This is a genomic window from Peptoclostridium sp. AF21-18 (genome assembly GCF_003478825.1).
In the GTDB taxonomy this organism is placed as follows: Bacteria; Bacillota; Clostridia; order Peptostreptococcales; family Peptostreptococcaceae; genus Peptacetobacter.
This window is the reverse complement of the sequence record NZ_QUGE01000002.1, coordinates 41425-62533: the sequence shown is the minus strand read 5'-3', so window position 1 is coordinate 62533 and position 21109 is coordinate 41425. Positions and strand designations below refer to the sequence as shown.

At 30.1% G+C, this 21109-nt stretch carries 15 protein-coding genes; 14 read left to right on the top strand and 1 reads right to left on the bottom strand.

Going from position 1 to position 21109, the window contains the following annotated elements:
* Window positions 1-147: 147 nt before the first annotated feature.
* Window positions 148-678, top strand: a complete 531-nt coding sequence (locus DWX74_RS01680) for a PadR family transcriptional regulator (protein WP_118548413.1) — start codon at window positions 148-150, stop codon at window positions 676-678.
* A 34-nt stretch (window positions 679-712) separates the two neighbouring features.
* Here the strand turns inward: DWX74_RS01680 and DWX74_RS01675 are convergent, their stop codons facing one another.
* Window positions 713-1498 (bottom strand): DUF3800 domain-containing protein, encoded by a 786-nt coding sequence (locus DWX74_RS01675; RefSeq protein WP_006439156.1) that lies wholly within the window; start codon window positions 1496-1498, stop codon window positions 713-715.
* 345 nt (window positions 1499-1843) lie between these two features.
* Here DWX74_RS01675 and DWX74_RS01670 point away from each other — a divergent pair, with 345 nt between their 5' ends.
* The 13 genes from DWX74_RS01670 to DWX74_RS01610 all read left to right on the top strand — a co-directional run bounded on the left by DWX74_RS01670 (window position 1844) and on the right by DWX74_RS01610 (window position 20912).
* Window positions 1844-2656: a purine-nucleoside phosphorylase gene (locus DWX74_RS01670; protein ID WP_118548411.1), complete on the top strand. Its 813-nt coding sequence runs from the start codon at window positions 1844-1846 to the stop codon at window positions 2654-2656.
* A 282-nt stretch (window positions 2657-2938) separates the two neighbouring features.
* On the top strand, window positions 2939-3481 hold the full coding sequence (locus DWX74_RS01665; protein WP_118548410.1) for an NADH peroxidase: 543 nt from the start codon (window positions 2939-2941) through the stop codon (window positions 3479-3481).
* Between the two features lie 165 nt (window positions 3482-3646).
* Window positions 3647-4351: an ABC transporter ATP-binding protein gene (locus DWX74_RS01660; protein WP_118548409.1), complete on the top strand. Its 705-nt coding sequence runs from the start codon at window positions 3647-3649 to the stop codon at window positions 4349-4351.
* Window positions 4351-7602, top strand: a complete 3252-nt coding sequence (locus tag DWX74_RS01655; protein ID WP_286164138.1) for an FtsX-like permease family protein — start codon at window positions 4351-4353, stop codon at window positions 7600-7602. Before DWX74_RS01660 ends, DWX74_RS01655 begins: the two co-directional genes overlap by 1 nt.
* A 151-nt stretch (window positions 7603-7753) precedes the next feature.
* The gene (locus DWX74_RS01650) at window positions 7754-8104 is read left to right on the top strand and encodes a DUF6483 family protein (RefSeq protein ID WP_118548407.1); all 351 of its coding nucleotides are present in this window, start codon (window positions 7754-7756) and stop codon (window positions 8102-8104) included.
* Window positions 8105-8125: 21 nt separating this feature from the next.
* Window positions 8126-8965, top strand: coding sequence for a YihY/virulence factor BrkB family protein (locus DWX74_RS01645; RefSeq protein WP_286164137.1), 840 nt, complete (start codon window positions 8126-8128; stop codon window positions 8963-8965).
* A gap of 390 nt (window positions 8966-9355) precedes the next feature.
* A complete protein-coding gene (locus DWX74_RS01640; protein ID WP_199647501.1) occupies window positions 9356-9997 on the top strand; it encodes a YitT family protein in 642 nt (213 codons plus the stop codon).
* Between the two features lie 381 nt (window positions 9998-10378).
* The gene (gap, locus tag DWX74_RS01635) at window positions 10379-11392 is read left to right on the top strand and encodes a type I glyceraldehyde-3-phosphate dehydrogenase (RefSeq protein WP_118548405.1); all 1014 of its coding nucleotides are present in this window, start codon (window positions 10379-10381) and stop codon (window positions 11390-11392) included.
* Between the two features lie 715 nt (window positions 11393-12107).
* Window positions 12108-13289 (top strand): CD0519/CD1768 family membrane protein, encoded by a 1182-nt coding sequence (locus DWX74_RS01630; RefSeq protein ID WP_006439165.1) that lies wholly within the window; start codon window positions 12108-12110, stop codon window positions 13287-13289.
* Between the two features lie 286 nt (window positions 13290-13575).
* Window positions 13576-17832: a 2-hydroxyacyl-CoA dehydratase gene (locus tag DWX74_RS01625; protein WP_118548404.1), complete on the top strand. Its 4257-nt coding sequence runs from the start codon at window positions 13576-13578 to the stop codon at window positions 17830-17832.
* 77 nt (window positions 17833-17909) lie between these two features.
* Complete coding sequence (locus DWX74_RS01620) at window positions 17910-18278, top strand: C-GCAxxG-C-C family (seleno)protein (protein ID WP_040410213.1); 369 nt, start codon at window positions 17910-17912, stop codon at window positions 18276-18278.
* 481 nt (window positions 18279-18759) lie between these two features.
* Window positions 18760-19476 (top strand): LytR/AlgR family response regulator transcription factor, encoded by a 717-nt coding sequence (locus tag DWX74_RS01615; RefSeq protein WP_118548403.1) that lies wholly within the window; start codon window positions 18760-18762, stop codon window positions 19474-19476.
* Window positions 19476-20912, top strand: coding sequence for a sensor histidine kinase (locus DWX74_RS01610; protein WP_118548402.1), 1437 nt, complete (start codon window positions 19476-19478; stop codon window positions 20910-20912). The genes DWX74_RS01615 and DWX74_RS01610 overlap by 1 nt, the downstream gene beginning before the upstream one ends.
* The last annotated feature ends 197 nt before the right edge of the window (window positions 20913-21109 follow it).

Below are 21109 nucleotides of genomic sequence, written 5' to 3'. Positions count from 1 at the left end.
AGATATAATATATAGTAGTATAAATTATAGTATAAGTCAATATCTAAGATATTAATTTCTTGACAATTATTATAAAAATTAATACTATAAATTATAGCTAGTGTAAAATTAAGTTATATTTTAAAAGAAATTATAGGAGTGAATAATATGTCAACAATAGATTTAATAGTTTTAGGAATGTTAAAAGATAAAGCTATGGGAGCGTATGATATTCAAAAATTAGTAGAATATAGAAATATTTCAAAATGGGTTAAAATTAGTACTCCTTCCATATATAAAAAAACAATACAATTAGAAAAAAAAGGATTAATAAAAGGTAAAAATATAAAAGAGGGTAATATGCCTGAAAAAGTGGTTTATACATTGACGAACGATGGAGAAGAAGAATTCAAAAGATTGATGCTAAAGATATCAGATGAACCTATAAATATCTTTTTAAATTTTAATGCAGTAGTTGTAAATTTAGAAAACTTACCAGAGAATTATCAAAAGGAATGTATATTAAAAATTGAAAAGAATATAAATATCTTAAAAGGATATTTAAAAACTAATATAGAAGAAAAAAAAGATAATACAGAAATACCTAGAACAGGTATGGAAGTTTTAAATCAACAATATGTTTTAGCAGAAGCGATTGAAAAATGGATTTTAGAATTAAAGGAAAAATTAAACTTTTAAAAAATGCTGTCGTAAAATTTTACGACAGCATTTTTTAGAATAGTCTATTTAAGGTATTATAATTCTCTATAACAGTAAATAATTCCTCGGCAATCTTCTTATGCTTATAATTATCCTTTTTAATATTGTGCATCAGTTTCATATTAGTAGTATATGCGCATACATCTGCAAGTTGGATATTTACACTATCATAGCTTTTTTTCTGCATAATTTCAGAACTTATTCTTTCGCTTGGATTTTCTCTAAGATAAGGAATCATATAGTTAGAAACAGTATAATTACCTTCGTCAGCTATTATACAAGCTTGTTCATTGTTTTTTTCTAAATAAATAGAAATCATTTCAACAAGCGCCTCTGTCATTTTTCTGTTTAATAAACATTCAGACTCATTTCCTTTACCATGACGATTTAAAAACTCATTTTTATCGCAATAAACAGTAAATATAGGTATATCATAGCTTTCTACAACTCTAAGAGTTCTTTTAATGGTATTTATCCTATCATCTTTATCCAAAATTATATATGGAATATCTCCTCTTATAATTTCTGAGCAATGTAGCTCAAAGTTTTCGCTTATAACTAAATCGGTTAAAAGCTTAGACATCTTATTGGCTCTATTAGATGTATATGTATTATTGTCAAAAGATGACTGCAGTGTATTTTCGATTTTAAACTTGAATCTATCTGTTATTACCTTTAATTTTTCGCTAATATCTCCAAAATATCTATTATCTATACAAACAGCAGTTAAAAGATATACAGGCTGATCTAAATCTTTAAGGCTGCGGCTTCCTGAGTCGTCTATATAAATATTTATCAAAATTATTCCTCCATTTCCTATTAATAATTATATAATAGCATATTTTTTATAATAATATTATTCAAATAGATACAAGAATTTCGTCAATTGTAAAAAATTAAATAAAAAAGTATAAATAGTTGACTTAAAACACAAAAAAGTTTAAAATAGAATAACGGAACAATTTTAAATTGGTAACTGGTAACATTAAGTCAAAGTTACATAATCCCTAAAGGCAGCTGAGTATTTTTTGATACGAAGCTGCTATTTTAGTTTAATAAATTAACTTTACTTGTGTTGAAAATATATTATTGTAATGATATGATATGTTAAACAGAATACTGAACTTGGAAAGGTGTGAAAATTATGTACGAAAAAATAGTAGAGGCTACTGAATATATAAAGGGGATAACTGATATAAAACCAGAAATAGCTCTTATACTTGGATCAGGTCTTGGTGCTATGGCTGAAAATATAAAAAATCCAGTAAAAATAAAATACAGCGACATACCTAATTTCCCAGTATCTACTGTAGTAGGTCATGCGGGGGAATTAATTATAGGTGAGTTAGAAGGGAAAAATGTTGTTGCTATGCAGGGAAGATTTCACTATTACGAGGGGTATTCTCAGTCGCTTACAACTATGCCAGTTAGAGTTATGAAAATGCTTGGAGCAGAAACACTTATTGTAACAAATGCAGCTGGTGGTGCTAATAAAGACTTTGATGCAGGAGATTTAATGATTATAAAAGATCATATAAACCTAAGTGGCTCAAATCCTCTTATAGGTAAAAATGACGACAGAATAGGACCTAGATTTCCAGATATGTCAGATGCGTACAATAAGGAATATAGAGATCTAATAAAAAAATCTGCTGAAGAAGAGGGGATAGAAATAAGAGAAGGAGTATACACATTCTTCTCAGGTCCAAACTATGAAACACCTGCTGAAATAAGAATGGTTCAGGTTTTAGGTGGTGATGCTGTAGGAATGTCTACAGTTCCAGAAGTTATAGTTGCAGCACATTGTGGAATGAAGGTAATAGGAGTATCTTGTATAACAAATATGGCTGCGGGAATATCAGAAACAAAATTAAATCACAAAGAAGTAATAGAAACAACTGAAAAAGTGAAAGTTAATTTTGCTAAGCTAATAACTAGAGTTATAAAAAACCTGTAAAGAAACATAAATAATGATAGTAAATATGCAACAATAGATATAAATTCATAAAAACGAAAGATAAGTAAGTAATCTAATCCAACATAAAGACTAATTTAAAAATACGATTAATAGAGAAAATGCTCAATAAAAAAATATTTAAAAAAAGTGAAAAAATTTTAAAAAAATATGTTTAAGCTATTTATCACCGGGTATATAAATAACATAAGAGATAAGACAAAACTCTTTAAAAAGAATTTGAATATAAAAATTAGAAATTAAAGATTATGGAGGATTAAGATTATGAAAAAATGGGTTTGTACAGTATGCGGATATATACATGAAGGAGAAACTGCACCAGCAGAATGTCCAGTATGTAAAGTAGGTCCAGAAAAATTCGAAGAAATGGGTGGAGAAAGAGTATGGGCTGACGAACATAGAATAGGTGTTGCTAAAGGTGTAGATGAAGAAGTTGTTGAAGGATTAAGAGCTAACTTTACTGGTGAATGTACAGAAGTTGGTATGTACTTAGCAATGTCAAGACAGGCAGATAGAGAAGGATATCCAGAAGTAGCAGAAGCTTACAAAAGAATAGCTTTCGAAGAAGCAGAACACGCTGCTAAATTTGCTGAATTATTAGGAGAAGTAGTTGAAACTTCAACTAAGAAAAACTTAGAATTAAGAGTTGACGCTGAATACGGAGCAACTGATGGTAAATTAAAACTAGCTAAGAGAGCTAAAGAACTAGGATTAGATGCTATACATGATACAGTTCACGAAATGTGTAAAGATGAAGCTAGACATGGTAAAGCATTCTTAGGATTATTAAATAGATACTTCAAATAAGATTGAATAAATAGAATGTATAAATGGGCTATTGCAATAATTTGTAATAGTCCTTTTTTTATTCAAAAAAATATTATGTTTTTTTGGAAATCCACGTTATATAATTTACATTTGCTTTATGCTATAATTATTTTAAAGATAAATTTTGTAACAGAGGTAAGAAATATGAGCAAATATATAGAATTTAAAGATGTAAAAAAAATATATAAAATGGGTGAGGTAGAAATTGCCGCACTTAATGGTGTAAACTTCTCTGTTGATAAAGGAGAATGTGTTGTAATAGTTGGGGCAAGTGGTGCTGGTAAGAGTACAATTCTAAATATTTTAGGTGGAATGGATACTGCAACATCAGGACAAATTATTGTAGACGGAAAAAGAATAGATAATTATAGCGATAGAGATCTTATAACTTATAGAAGATACGATATTGGATTTGTTTTCCAGTTCTACAATCTAGTGCAGAACCTTACCGCAAAAGAAAACGTTGAGCTTGCTACTCAGATATGTGAAAATCCTCTAGACATAGATGACATAATGAAAGAGGTAGGTCTTGAAGATAGAAAAGACAATTTCCCAGCTCAGTTATCAGGAGGAGAACAGCAGAGGGTTGCAATAGCAAGAGCACTTGCAAAAAATCCTAAATTACTTCTTTGTGATGAGCCTACTGGAGCTTTGGACTACAATACAGGTAAAGCTATATTAAAACTTTTACAGAGAACTTGTAGGGAAATGGGAATGACAGTTATAATTATTACCCACAACTCTGCTATAACTCCAATGGGAGATAAAGTAATAAAAGTAAAAAATGGAATGATTGAAAGTATTACTGAAAACGAAAATCCTGTTCCAATAGAAAGGATTGAATGGTAATGAAAAAAGCGCTTAATAAAGATATATTAAGGGATATTTTAAAATCTAAGGGAAGATACTTTTCTATAATGTTGATTGTTGCTCTAGGTGTTGCATTCTTTTCTGGAATAAAGGTATCTCCTAAGGTAATGAGAAATACAGTTGATGATTATTATGATGAGTACAACTTTATGGATGTGGAAATTATATCTACTTTAGGATTAACAGAGGATGATGTAAAGGCAATTAAAAAATTGGATACGGTAGAGGGTGTATTTCCTACTTACTCTATGGATGTTATAACAAATGTAAAAGATCAGGATAGAGTATTAAAAGTTCATGCTATTCCTACAGATGATTTATCTAATGACAACAAGGACTATATAAACAGAGTAAAATTGATAAAGGGAAGGCTTCCTAAAAACTCAGGTGAATGTGTTGTATTAAAGCCAAAATACGACCATCTTAATTTGAAAATAGGAAAAACTCTAAAGATAAAATCTGGTACCGAAGATAAATTGAGTGAAAATCTAAAAAAAGATAACTATAAAATAGTAGGTCTAGTAGAAACACCATACTATCTATCATACGAATTTGGAAATTCTTCAATAGGATCTGGAAGTGTAGATGGTATAATGCTTGTTCCTCAAAATGACTTTAAAACTGAGGCTTATACAGAGATGTATATAACAGCAAAAGGAGCAAAGGAGCAAACATCATTCTATCAGGATTACAAAGATACCGTTAAAAAAACAGAAGACCAAATTGATAAAATAACAGATGAAAGAATTGAACATAGATACAATGAAGTTGTTGGAGAAGCTACAGATGAGCTAAATAAAGCAAAAAAAGAATATAACGATAAGAAAAAAGAAACAGAAGATAAAATAAACAAAGCCGAAAAAGAATTAAAAGATGGTAAGCAGAAAATAAAAGACGGAAAACAAGAATTAAAAACTAAAAAAGCAGAAACAAAAAAACAGATAAAAGACGGATTTAAACAATTAGACTCTGCAGAAGAACAATTAAAGAGTGGAAGAAAGCAGTATGAAGCCGCAAAAAAAGAATTTGAATCTAAAAAACAACAGGCTAATTCTCAAATAAGCAGTGCCGAAAGTCAGCTTGCACCTCTAAAAAGCAATATAGATTCTTTAAAATCTAATATATCAGGATTAGAATCACAACTTTCAAATCCAAATATATCAGAGGAAGAAAAAGCTACACTTACACGGACAATCTCAAAATACAGAGAAAATCTTTCGGCTCTTGAAGGGCAGTACAATGCAGGATATGCTAAGATTCAAAGCATAAAAAATCAGATAAAATCAGGAGAAAGAAAATTAGCTCGGACAAAAGCTGAATTAGATAGAAATCAGAAGAAAGTAAAAACTGAAAGATCTAAACTTTACACTATGGAAGAAAAAGCTGAAAAAGAATTCAAAAAAGCTGAAGAAGAACTAGTGAAAAATGAGAAAAAACTAGTTGATAGTGAAAAGGAACTTGAAAAGGCAAAAAATGAAGCTAAAGACGAGTTTAAAAAGGCAGAAAAAGATTTAAAAGAGGCAGAAGACGAGATAAAGAAAATTGAAAAGCCGGAATGGTATGTACTAAACAGAGATAAACAGTATTCTGCGGCTGAATACGGTGGATGTGCAGATAGTATAGATGCATTAGCTGGAATATTCCCAGTATTCTTTGTACTAGTTGCAGCACTTGTAGCACTTACTACAATGACTAGAATGGTAGATGAGCAGAGAATAAACATAGGAACACTAAAAGGACTTGGATATACTCCAGGAATGATAGCTAAAAAATACATAGTATATGCTATGTCTGCCAGCGCAATAGGTTCTATAATAGGGTTGATAGTTGGATATACTGTATTCCCTACAATAATATACAATGCATATGCTATTATGTACACAGTGCCAAAGGTCGAGCTTAGAACAGACTTATTTATAACAGTACTATCAATAGCTACATCAATATTTGTAACTACATTTGCAGCATTTGCAGCTTGTAGAAGGGAGCTAATAGAAGATCCGGCAATACTTATGAGACCTAAAGCTCCAAAGAACGGTAAGAGAATACTTTTAGAAAGAATAGGATTTGTCTGGAATAGGATAGGATTTATTTGGAAAGTAACTCTTAGAAATATATTTAGATATAAGAAGAGATTTCTTATGACTGTGCTAGGTATATCTGGATGTACAGCGCTTATACTTACAGGATTTGGAGTAAGGGACTCAATTCAGATGATAGTAGATGTACAGTTTGGAGAGTTAAACAAGTATAGTATGACTGCTAGTTATGACTCAGATGAAAAAACAGAAGATGTAGAATATCTAAAATCACTTATTTCAAATGAAAAAGGTGTAAAAGAAATAGGAATGTTCCACAATCAGAACGCAAAGGTAATGATAAACAATAAAGAAAAAGAAGTAACGGTTGTAATACCAGAAAACAAAAACACATTTAAAGACTTTATAGAATTAAGAGAGAGAAAATCTCATACACCGATAAAACTAGACAACAAGGGAATTGTTATCTCAGAAAAAGCGGCTAGAAACCTAGATGCAAAAGTAGGAGATAAGGTTAAAATATTAAATGAAAATGATGTCAGTGCAGAAGCTGTAATCTCTGGAATTACGGAAAACTATGTAAACCACTATATCTATATGACTAATGATTACTATAAAGAATTATTTAATAGAAATGCAGATAGTAATAGAATTTATGGAGTTTTAGATGATAGTATAACAATAGATCAAGAAGATAAAATGGCAAGTAAGATAATAGACTCTACTTGTGCGAATGGAACAGTATTTACTACGGGAATAAAAGACGGGTTCTCAGATACTATAAAATCTCTAAACTATGTAGTATTACTTATGATAGTATCTGCAGGAGCTTTAGCATTTGTAGTTCTTTATAATTTAAGTAATGTAAATATTTCAGAAAGAATAAGAGAAATTGCCACTATAAAAGTACTTGGATTCTATGATAAAGAGGTATCTGCATATATCTATAGAGAAAATGTAATACTTACATTAATCGGTGCTGTTGTAGGGCTTGGATTAGGGGTAATACTTCACCAGTTTATAATGATAACCGTTGAAGTAGAAAATATGATGTTTGGACGACTTATAAATCCACTTAGCTATGCAGCAGCGTTTATACTTACTATAGTTATGGGAACAATAGTAAACCTTGTAATGAATAAAAAACTAAAGAAGGTTGAAATGGTTGAATCTCTAAAATCAGTAGATTAATTATATCCACAATAGAATAACTCTTAAAAAGATATAGACTATATAACGGATAAAAGATACAATATAATAAAAAGAATAATAAAGTTGATTGTGTTTAGCAATCAACTTTATCTTTTTAAATTTAAAATAAAAATAAAACGAGGTGGTAAAAATGCCAATAATAGACGAGGTTATAAATACTATAAAAAAACAGATCGCAAAGATGTTGCTTGGCAAAAAATACAGCGACTATGTAGATATGGATGTTGTATATGATCCGGATGAGGAAATATTCCTTATAACTCTAAAGAGATTAGTTTTTGAAAATAAAATAAATGAAGCCGAGGAATTCCTTTTTGATAGAGCAGAAAATAACCCTACAGAAAATTTACAGTACATAGCTATAGAATTCTACACTATGGTTATGGAAAAATCTGATGAGGAGTTAGCAGAAGCTAATTTTGATAGAAGTGAGGTAACTACAGGAGTAATGGACTTTAGAGAAATTATGGGTCTAGCCTAAATTTGAATGGAGAGGTTATCTATGTTAGATAGAAAAAAAATAAATCATATATTTGCAAAGTTGAATTACAGTAGACTTAGTTCTAAGGCAGCGGAGGTAGCATTTTTCCTTACAATGTCAATATTTCCATTTTTAATGTTTACAGTTTCAACAGTTGCATATGTACCTGTACTACAGATAACAAAGTATGTGGATATGATAGAGCAGGTAATACCAGTTAAAGCTATAGGATTTGTAGATTTAGTTGTAAAGTCTGCCGTAGAAAAAAGAAATACACACTATATGGTAGTCAGCTTCTGTTTGACTATGTGGACATTTTCTAGAGCAGTTAAAGCACTCATAAAAGGAATGAATTCAGCATTCTACTCACCAGAAACCAGATCATTTTTAAAAGTAATGATGATATCTATGATATTTACGTTTATGCTTTTGGTACTAATATTTACTTCTATGATATTACTTGTATATGGAGAGAAAATAGGCGTTGTTATATTCAGCTACTTGGGATTTGACAAGGTGTTCTTCAACCTCTGGAACATAACCAGATACGCAATAGGTACAATTGCTACTATAATAGTGTTTACTTTATTATACAAATACACACCTAATATAAATCTATCAGCTAAAAAAGTAGCACCAGGGGCAATATTTGCAACATTTGGTTGGTTCTTAATGTCTTATTTATATTCATACTATACTAATAACTTTTCTAACTACAGCGCCATATATGGAAGCTTCCGGGAGATTATAGTGCTACTAACATGGCTTTATTTCAGTAGTTGGGTTATCGTTATTGGGTACGAAATAAATGCAAGACTATACAGAAGACGGAAGAGAAGACTTGAAATAACTTCTGAATAAGTAATTTCAATGCTTTGAACTTATTTTAGTAGACATTTTATAAATTCGATTTAAGTTAATATAAAGATAAAAGTCAGTATAACTAAACAAAGTACAAAAAATAGCGATTGTTTATTATTTCTAAACTAGAAAAAAATTAATAAAAACTCACTGTTTATTAATACTAAGAAAATACATAATTAATAAAAACAAAACGCAAATAAGAAAACGATATATACGTTGAAATTACTGTATCTTGGTTAGTGTTATGAAAAAATAAATAAAAAAATCGAAAAAGAGCTGCTTGAAATTTAACAAGCAGCTCTTAAATTTTAATTCGAAAAATTAAGCTTTACTTTACTTTTTTTATTGTTTATAATTGTGGTAACAAAAAGAAAAGGAAGGGATAGTATGTATGACAGGCGATCTTTAAAGGACATATCTTTAATACTAATAGGATCGACAATATTAGCATTTGGAGTTTACAACTTCTACTATTTAAACAGTATTACAGAAGGAGGAGTATTAGGGATAACTTTACTATTAAAAAACATATTTGGATTTGATGTTTCCATAGCAGGAGCAATACTAGATATAGCTTTATTAATAATGGGATTCAAAATGTTTGGTAAAAAATTCTTTGTATACTCAGTAGGAGCATCTGTAGGATTTTCAGTTTTATATGATATATTTGAAACTGTAGGACCACTACTTCCTCAGATGGGAATGTTTGCATCAGCTGTTTTAGGTGGTTTATCAGTTGGAGTAGGCTGTGGAATAATGATGAGAGTAGGTTGTGCTTCAGGGGGCGACGACGCCTTAGCAATGATAATTTCAAAAGTAACATCATTAAAATTAAGTACAGTATACTTAATAACAGACGGTGTAGTACTTTTACTTTCAGTGAGTTACATACCAGCAGTTCAGTTAGTATATTCAATAGTAGCTGTTCTAATAAGTGGTAAAACAATCGATTTTATATACGGATTAGGTAGAACTAATAGAGTTGAAGTTGAAAAAACAAATATACCAGCGGGAGTACATGCTGTTTAAAGTACTATTGATTAAGTTACTAAAACAAATTAAACGGATATAGTTTAATAGGTTAAATATATATGAATTATAATCTAAAAGAGGTTTTATTGTAAAATAAAACCTCTTTTTTTATTGTCAAATTAAATATATTAAAAATTTATGCTAGATTTCTATAAAAAGTATGGTGTTTTTTTACTAAATAGTATTTATTAATGCCTTTTATAAAGAAAAAAAGCATATTAATATACAATAAATAAAAGTATAGAACATAAATAATAAATTAACATTAAAAAATGTTGAATAAATAAGATAAATAGTGTATACTGATTAATGTAATAAGACATAATAATTCAACATATTAAATTTAAAACTTTTATTGTATATAGGGAGGACGTATAAATGTCAATTAAAGTAGGTTTAAATGGATTCGGAAGAATAGGAAGAGCAGTTTTAAGATTAGCTCAGACTGAATTTGGGGACGATATAGAAATAGTAGCATTAAATGCTAGAGCAAACACTGAAACATTAGTTCATTTATTTAAATACGATTCATGCTACGGTAAGTTTAATGGGGAAGCTTCTGTAGTTGGGGAAAACGTTATGAGTATAAATGGTAAAGAAATAAAAATATTCAGATGCAATGATCCAGAAGAAATACCTTGGGGAGAATTAGGAGTTGATATAGTAGTAGAATCAACTGGTATATTCAAAGATAGAGAAAAAGCATCTAAACATATAAAAGCTGGAGCTAAAAAAGTTATAATAACTGCACCAGGTAAAAATGAAGACGTTACAATAGTTATGGGTGTTAATGAAGAAGACTATGATCCAGCAAATCATCATATAATATCTAATGCATCATGTACTACAAACTGCTTAGCACCATTTGCTAAAGTTCTTGATGATAAATTCGGTATAGAAAAAGGTTTAATGACAACTGTACATGCTTACACAAATGACCAGAGAATATTAGACAAAACTCATAAAGACTTAAGAAGAGCAAGAGCAGCTGGAGAATCTATAATACCTACTACAACAGGAGCAGCTAAAGCTGTGTCTAAAGTTTTACCACAGTTAGAAGGCAAATTAAATGGATTTGCACTTAGAGTACCTACTCCTACAGTATCACTTGTAGATTTAGTTTGTGAGCTTAAAAAACCAGCAACAGTAGAAGAAATAAACGCAGCATTCAAAGAAGCTTCTGAAGGCTCTATGAAAGGTATATTAGGCTACAGTGAAGAACCATTAGTATCTGTAGACTACAAAGGTGATGAAAGATCTTCTATAGTAGATGGATTATCTACATTATCAATGGGAGATAAAATGTTTAAAATACTTTCTTGGTATGACAATGAATGGGGATATTCAGCAAGAACTGTAGATTTAGTAAAATATGTAGCTAAATCATTATAAGATAGATCAAGTTTTATATTATAAAGTGTATATAAGGTGTAATTGTATAAAAAATATCACAGTATTTATATATTGTGTTTAATAAGGGTTAAAAAAGAGATAACGGGACTTTGAAAGTTCCGTTATTTTTTTTGTTTACATAAATAAATGAAAAAAATGTGGTAAAAATATTTTTTAGAATTGAAAATATACATACTAACTATACATTGATAAAAAGTTATAAGAAGTGTAAGTTGTTACTGATGTTGTTACTAAATATTGAAATTTATAAAGAAAAGATATGATTAAAATTAGTAAAATGCAGCGATAAATATCCTTTGAAATTATTAAAAAAAGATAAATTAACTATAAAAAAAGAAAAAGATAAGAAAAATACAAAAAAATAAGCCATAAAAACCTTTTCTTGAGTAAAAAAATTAAAAAAGATTAATACAATTTTGTTATTGATAAAATACAAAAAATGAATGAGAAGACATCAAAATCTTAAAAAAAGTTGCAAAAAGAAACAACTTGAAACAATCATACAAGTCGCTTGTTGTAGGAAATTCAAGGTTTTTATGCATGTATGAAAACTGCATAAAGTTGTAAGTTGTAGAATAAAAACTTGCATTTATCAAAAAAGACAGAATTTTACAATGATAAAAGTTAAACAAATTAAGTTGCAAAATATAAAAAATGAAAGTATAATATATTTAAGAAATAAATAAAAATTTATATGGATTATCAGAAAGGAAGAGACAAAATGGAAGCAGCAGAAGGCAAAAAAAGAGTAAAAGCAGTCAGCACTGAAACATTTGTATTCTTAGCAGTTCTACTAATAGTATTTGGTGGAATAGGTAGAGTAATGGGAGTTGGGCTAATGTTCAAAACAATGATGGCAACAGCTCATGACTTATTACTACAGACAGTATTCTTAATAATGGCACTAGCAGTTTTAGCAGGAGCTCTAAGTGCACTATTATCAGAATTCGGTGTTATATCATTAATAAACAAGATATTCGCACCAATAATGAAACCAGTTTATGGTTTACCTGGAGCAAGTATAACTGGAGCAGTAGCTACTTATCTATCAGATAACCCAGCTATAATATCTTTCGCAAAAGATAAATCATTCACTCAGTACTTCAAAAAATATCAGACACCAGCTCTTTGTAACTTAGGTACAGCATTTGGTATGGGTCTTATAGTTACTACATTCATGATGGCACAGGGTGATGAATTCATGTTACCAGCATTAATAGGTAACTTAGGTGCTATAATAGGTTCTATAATATCTGTTAGACTTATGTTAATACAGACTAAAAAATATTATGGTGAACACGCTAACGATCAGGTAGGAGATGTTTTATCTGACGGTGAAGGTGAATTCAGAGAAATAAGAGAAGGTAACTTATTCCAGAGAGTATTAGACGCAATGCTTGAAGGTGGTAAACTTGGTGTTGATATGGGTATGGCAATAATACCAGGTGTTTTAATAGTTTGTACAGGTGTTATGATGTTAACATTCGGACCATCAGCAGATGGTACTTACACAGGTGCAGCATACGAAGGTATACGGTTACTACCATTAATAGGTGAAAAAATTAAATTCATAATAGAACCTCTATTTGGATTTAAATCAGCAGAAGCTATAGCATTCCCTATAACTTCATTAGGAGCAGTTGGTGCAGCAATGTCACTAGTTCCAGAATTTATAAAAACTGGTGTTGTAACACCTAACGATATAGCAGTATTCACAGCAATGGGTATGTGCTGGTCAGGATACTTAAGTACTCATATAGGTATGATGGATGCATTAGATGCTAGACCATTAGCAAGTAAAGCGATATTATCACATACAGTCGGTGGTCTTTGCGCAGGTATATCTGCACATCTAATCTTCATGCTAGTAGGATAGTACAAGATTAATAAGTAAATAAAAGTTTATACTTTAAATAGATAGAGCCTTAGATTACTAAGGTTCTATCTTATTTTTTTAACAAAAATGCCTCCATCTACGGAGGCTATTTTTATAAAATAGTATAAAATTGATAGATTAAAAAACAAGAAAAATTGTTGGTATTTGTAATTAATTTAACGTGATAAAAATTTGCTAATGTGTTACAATGTAAAGCATAGTAAAAGTTTAGTTTTCAATATTTTAGAGTATGTTGATGAGTAATTTTAAACAAGGAGGAAGAGCAATGGATAAGGAATATAAGGTTGGTGTTGATGTCGGCTCGACAACAGTTAAAATTGTTCTCCTTGACGGGGAAAACAATATACTATTCAAAAAATATCAGAGACATTATTCCGATGTCAAAAAATCCATAGTAGAAGTTTTAAACGACGTTTATAAAATAATAGGAGATGCAGCCATAAAAATTATAATAACTGGTTCGGGTGGAATCGGAGTATCTAAAAAATTAGGGATAAAATTTGTACAGGAGGTAATATCTAGTACAAAATCCATAGAGTACTACCATCCAGAAACAGATGTTGTAGTGGAACTTGGTGGAGAAGATGCCAAAGTTACCTATATAACAGGGGGAATAGATCAGAGGATGAATGGTATCTGTGCAGGAGGTACAGGAGCGTTTATAGATCAGATGGCAACTCTTTTAAAAACAGATGCAGCAGGATTAAATGAGCTTGCTAAGGATTACGATACTATATACCCTATAGCATCGAGATGTGGTGTATTTGCAAAGACAGATATACAGCCACTTATAAATGATGGTGCTAAAAAAACAAACATAGCGATGAGTATATTTAATGCTGTAGTTGTTCAGACAGTAAGTGTACTATCATGTGGTAGAAAAATAGAAGGGAATGTAGCTTTTTTAGGGGGACCATTATACTTCCTATCAGAACTAAGACAGGCATTTAAAAATGTATTAAACTTAGACGACGAGCATATAATATTCCCGGAAAATGCTCAGCTATATATAGCTATAGGAGCTGCACTATTAGCAGAGGAAGAGAAAGAAGTATCTTTAAAATCAATATTAGACAAATTAAATTCAATAAAAACAATAGACGATGGGAATGTAAATTTATTAGAGCCTTTATTTAAAGATGAGGACGATTATAGGGAATTTTTAGAAAAACACAATGTAAACAACGTAGAAAAATACGATATAAATAAATACAGTGGAAACTGCTTCCTTGGTATAGATGCAGGTTCTACAACTACAAAGGCTACCCTTATAGGAGAGAACGGTGAATTATTATATTCATACTACTCTAGTAATGAAGGAAACCCTTTAAAAGCAACTGTAAAAATAGTTAAAGAAATATACAGCTTATTACCAGAGAACTGCAAAATAGTAGCATCTACTTCGACGGGATACGGAGAAGCACTTATAAAAAGAGCATTAAAACTAGATTTTGGTGAAATAGAAACTATAGCACATTACAAGGCAGCTAAATTCTTTAACAAAGATGTAGACTTCATACTTGATATCGGCGGTCAGGATATGAAATGTCTAAAAATAAAAAATGGAGTAATAGAAAGTATAATATTAAATGAAGCTTGTTCTTCTGGATGTGGATCATTTCTGGAAACATTCGCCAAATCACTATCAATGGATATAAAAGAATTTGCGAAAGAGGGAATATATTCTAAAAAGCCAGTAGATTTAGGTTCAAGATGTACAGTATTTATGAACTCTAGAGTAAAACAGGCTCAAAAAGAAGGTGCTGAGGTAGCCGATATATCTGCAGGACTTTCTTATTCAGTAATAAAAAATGCATTATTTAAAGTTATAAAAATGAAAGACCTAAATGAAATAGGAGAACATATAGTAGTACAGGGTGGAACATTCTACAATGATTTAGTGCTTAGAGCATTTGAAAAGATGATTGGCAAAGAAGTAATAAGACCAAATATTGCAGGGCTAATGGGAGCTTTTGGTGCAGCATTAGTTGCTAAAGAAAAGTACAACCCAGAAAAACCTACAAAAATGCTTAAAGCAGATGAATTAGACTTACTTCACGTTCAGGCTGAAGTAACTAGATGTAAAGGATGCTCAAACCATTGCCTACTTACAATAAACAGATTCTCAGAAGATGAAGCATTTGTATCTGGAAATAGATGTGAAAGAGGAGAAGCTCTTTACAGCGGAGTACAAAATGACGCAGAAAAAGAATCTATAAACCTATATAAATATAAATACGATAGAGTATTCAACTACAAGCCTTTATCAGAAGAAGAAGCAAAACGTGGAGAAATAGGTATACCTAGAGTACTTAATATGTACGAAGATTACCCGTTCTGGTTTACATTCTTCAATGAGCTAGGATTTAAAGTTGTACTATCACCTAGATCATCTAAAAGGATATATGAAAGAGGGATAACTAGTATAGCATCTGACACAGTTTGCTATCCGGCAAAACTAGTACATGGACACATAGAGTCTTTAATAGACAAAGGGATAAAAACAATATTCTACCCATGTGTAACAAACGAAAACAAAGAAGATAACACAGCAGATAACTACTACAACTGCCCAGTTGTAGTATCTTACTCAGAAGTAATAAAAAACAACGTCGATAGTATAAGAGAAAACAACATAACATACATAAAACCATTTATAAGTATTAACGACAAAGAAAAACTTAAAAAGAGAATGTATGAAGTATTATCTAAATACTACAGCGATATAACAGCTAAAGAAATAAATGAAGCTGTAGATAAAGCTACAGCAGAAGAAAAATCATTCAAAGATGAAATGAGAGAACAGGGTGAAAAGGCGTTAGAATACCTTGATAGAACTGGCAAAAAGGGAATAGTACTATCAGGTAGACCATACCACATAGACCCTGAAATAAATCATGGTATGCCAGAACTAATAAACTCTCTAAACATGGCTGTTTTAACAGAGGATTCAATATCTCACCTAGCTAAAGTTGAAAGACCTTTGAGAGTAGTAGACCAGTGGGTTTACCATTCAAGACTTTACAAAGCAGCTACATTTGTAAGAGAGCATGATAACCTTGAACTTGTGCAGTTAAACTCATTTGGATGTGGACTTGACGCTGTAACAACAGACCAGGTAAAAGAAATACTAGATGAAAAAGATAAAATATACACACTTCTAAAAATTGACGAAGGTAATAACCTAGGTGCAGCAAAAATAAGAATAAGATCTCTAAAAGCTGCGATGGAAGAAAGAGAAGCAAATGGAATAAAATCTAGTGAAATAGAACCAAAGAAAATACAATACGCTAAAAATAATAAAATAACTAAAGAAAGAACAATACTAGCTCCTCAAATGGCTCCAATGCAGTTTGATTTTATTGAAGCTGCTATGAATCAGAGTGGTATAAAAGTAGAAATACTAAAAGATTACAGTCAGGATATCATAGAAGAAGGTCTTAAATATGTAAACAACGATGCTTGTTTCCCTGCGATAATAGTTGTAGGTCAACTTATACACGCATTAAAATCTGGGAAATACGATTTGGAAAACACATCTGTCGCAATTACTCAGACAGGTGGTGGATGTAGAGCGACAAACTACATAGGATTTTTAAGAAAAGGACTTCACGATGCAGGATTTGGAAATATACCTGTTATTGCACTTAGTGTAAACGGTATAGAACGGAGCGGTATCAAAGAAAGCATGAGTATAGCTATGGGACTAAGACTTCTAATGGGAGTTGTCTATGGTGACTTACTTATGAAAGTTGTGACAAGAGTTAGACCTTATGAAAAGGTAAAAGGAAGTACAAACGCACTTCATGAAAAATGGAGAAATAAATGTATAGAAGCACTTAAAAAACCTAAGTTTAAAGAATTTAAACAGAATGTATACGATATAGTAGACGAATTTGATAATTTAGAAATAGTAGATGTTAAAAAGCCTAGAGTTGGATTAGTTGGGGAAATACTGGTTAAATTCCACCCAATAGCTAATAACGACTTAATAGGAATTCTTGAAAGAGAAGGAGCAGAAGCAGTAGTACCAGAACTTATGAACTTCTTCATGGCTTGTGCTCAGAACACTATATATAAACACAAAAACTTAGAAGGCAAAAAATCTACAGAATTTATGGGTAAATTATTCATAAAAATTGTAGAAAGATACCAAAAGGTTTACAACAATGCACTTACAAAAAGCAAAAGATTTAGTGGAATAAAACCGATTGGCGAAATGGCTAAAGATGTAGAAAGAGTAGTATCATCTGGAAACCAGACTGGAGAAGGTTGGCTACTGCCTGCAGAAATGCTAGAGCTTATAGAAAATGGAGTAGACAATATAATATGTATGCAGCCTTTTGGATGCTTGCCTAACCACATAATAGGAAAGGGAGTTATAAAAGAAATGAAAAGACAATTCCCTAAGGCAAATATAATTCCAATAGACTACGATCCATCTGCAAGTGCTGTAAACCAGTTAAACAGAATAAAACTTATGCTTTCAAAAGCATTTAATGAAATCAAGCAGAGTAAATAAAACATACTTGATACTTGCCTTTCCTTATAATATAATAAACTTTGGAAAAATTAAATTAGGGGAGAGGAAAAGATAATATGAAACCATCAGAAATATATAAACAGGGATACAACTGTGCTGAATCACTTATAATAGCATATAACGAAGAGTTTAACGCATCTATACCAGTAAGATTATGTACTGCTCTTGGCGGTGGATGTGGTGTTGGAAGCATATGCGGTGCTGTAAATGCAGCTGCTATAATAATCGGTGAAGTAAAAGGTAGAGATGACTCTACTGGGGACAAAATGATAGCAAAGAGATATGTTCAGGCATTTATGAAAGAAATAAATGGTAGATACGGAACACATATGTGTAAAGAATTAAAAGCAAACAAAGTTACTTGTGCTGAAATAATGGATGTAAGCTACGAAGTTGTTAAAGAAGTTTTAAAACAGGATTTATAAAATCGAATAAAGAATTTAGGGACTATTGCAATGATTTGCGGTAGTCCCTTTTTAAATAGTCTTTTATAAATTTACTATTTTTTAATATTGGATAAATCAAAATTTACCAAAAACTTTGTTACTATGAGAAGCATATGAGATATAGACAAACTCCTCTCCAGGCTTCAGCGTGCGTGTAAGTAAGATGTATTGTTGCAAATAAAATACACGCTTGCAGATTGTCGAGAGAGATTTGTCTATATAACTCATATGCTACATACTATCAATAGTTCTGGCAAATTTCGATTTATACCACTCTCTGACAATACACTAAATTCATAAAAGATTATTTAAAAAGAAGTACATTTCATAGGAATAGTTGTAAACCGATATGCTTTGATTACAATAGATATAAAGAAACTTATTAGTTTACAAAAATAGTTTTGTGTTACAATAGTAATGTAATTAAGTAAGTATTAAAGGTTATGTGTGAGGTAATTAAATGGTAACAATTGGAATTTGTGATGATGAGTTAGATGTTAGAGATGCGATAAGAGAGTCTGTGATAGAAAGTATGAAGGAAGATAATACAGAGTATGAGATAAGAGAGTTTTGTAAGGGTGAGGATGTTATAAAATATATATCATCTGATAATGAGATAGATATACTGTTTTTAGATATACAGATGGATGGATTAGATGGTATGGAAACAGCTCGTAAGCTTAGAGAGTATGATAGAACGACAGAGATACTTTTTGTAACGTCTATAGAGAATAAGATAAGTGAAGCTTTTGAAGTGAGGGCATTTAGATTTATTAAAAAGCCTGTGCAGCATGAGGTTATAGAAAAGAATCTAAAAGAATGTGTAATAGAAATAGCGAGAAAGAGAGGTTGTTTCTTAAAGATAAAAACAGAAACAGGATTTAGAAAAATATATAGTAGAGATATTGTGTATATAGAGGTTCTTAATAGAATGATAAAAATATACTCAAAAGAGGGCAATTTTGAATATAGAGGAACTCTAAAAGAAATAATGGATAATCTTGAAAAGCAGCTATTTGTACAATGTCATAGAAGTTATGTTGTAAATATAATATACATAAAAGAAATAGGCAACAAGGATATTATTATGAAGGATGGATCTATTGTTCCAATAAGTAGAAGCAAGTATAAAGAAGTGATGAATAGATACTTCTGGTCAGTAGGTGAGGATGTATAATGAGTGATATATTATTAGCGGAAATTATAAGATTGGCGAGTATTATTTTATCTATCAGTATAGTTAATTTTGTAGTTGGTTATAGAAAAAACTGTGATATAGATAAATGGAAGAACATAGCTATTCAATCAGCTATAGTGATAATTATATTTATAGCATCAAGATATATTGAAATATGGAATATAAATAACATATACAATGAAGAAGTAGATATTCCAAAGTATTATTTTAGTTTATTTTATATTATCAAAAATTTAAAATTTTCAATAGAAAATTCTATGTGGATTATAATAAATATGATGATAATGACAAGTATGACTTTGATATACAAAAAAATATATAATGTTGATTGGAAGAAATTTATATTTTTATACATTTTAGCGGGGCAATATACAGATGTATTTGAAAATATTATTGTACCAAGAATATTATTTGCAACTCAAACTGGTAAAAGTTTATCAGATGATATAGTTCATAATTTAAATATACACGATTGGAATATATTTAATATAAAGGTATTAGTAATTTTATTTTTAGTATGTATATTAATTATTATTTTTATTAAAATTATAAATAAAATTTTAAAAAATAATATATATGTATACGCATCATATATAATTCTTGTAAATGTTGTATTTATAATACTAAAAATATTAGTGCGATTTTCAGAGAAATATGGAGGATTTCCAAATGAAAAGTATTTGATTATTATAGAAGTAATACCCAAATTATCTATATTGGCTATTGCAATAACTATATATATAGTTATTGAGATGAAAAAAGAAAATGAAGAAAGGTTGAAAGAAAAACGGGTATACAATAGATTAGAAACTAAAAATGATTATTATGAAAAAGTAGAAGAATCTCAAAACCAAATAAGAAGATTATACCACGATATGAATAATCATCTATACAATATACAGATGATGAATAAAAGCTCAGAAGATGCGTCTGAATATATATTAAGCTTACAAAATGAGCTAAATGAATCACGTAAAGCGAGATTAAGTGGAAACTCTCTCTTTGATATAATTGTAGACGAAAAAATGAATATTTGCCAAAGTAAAGGTATAGATTTTAAGATTGATGTAGACTCTAAAAATACAGGATTTATTAAAAATATGGATATGTCTAGCATATTGGCAAATATATTGGATAATGCTATAGAAGCTTGTGATAAAATGACAAGCAATAAAAAATATATAAAACTAACTTCTATGTGGGCAGATGATATGTTTGTAATAATCTGTGAAAATAGCAAAGAAAATGAGGTTAAAAAAATAGGAGATAGATTTATAACTGATAAGCTTAATAAATCTGAGCATGGAATAGGAATAAAAAGTGTTGAAAAAGCTGTTAAAAATTATGATGGAAATATGATGATATTCTGCGACGATAATTTGTTTAAAGTAAAAATAATGATTCCTAAGAGATAAAATTTAATATAGAATTTATAAATTTAAGAGTGTATGCGTCAAAAAATGATGTGTACGCTCTTATTTTTTTGTTTGTAAAGATAAATTTTTACCGTTAAGGACGTTTTTCCTACCACTCGGGACAAATCTATTGTTTTTAATAATTAAAAATGTTATTTTAAAGACAAGAAAAGGGAAGAAGATTAAAGATAACAAAT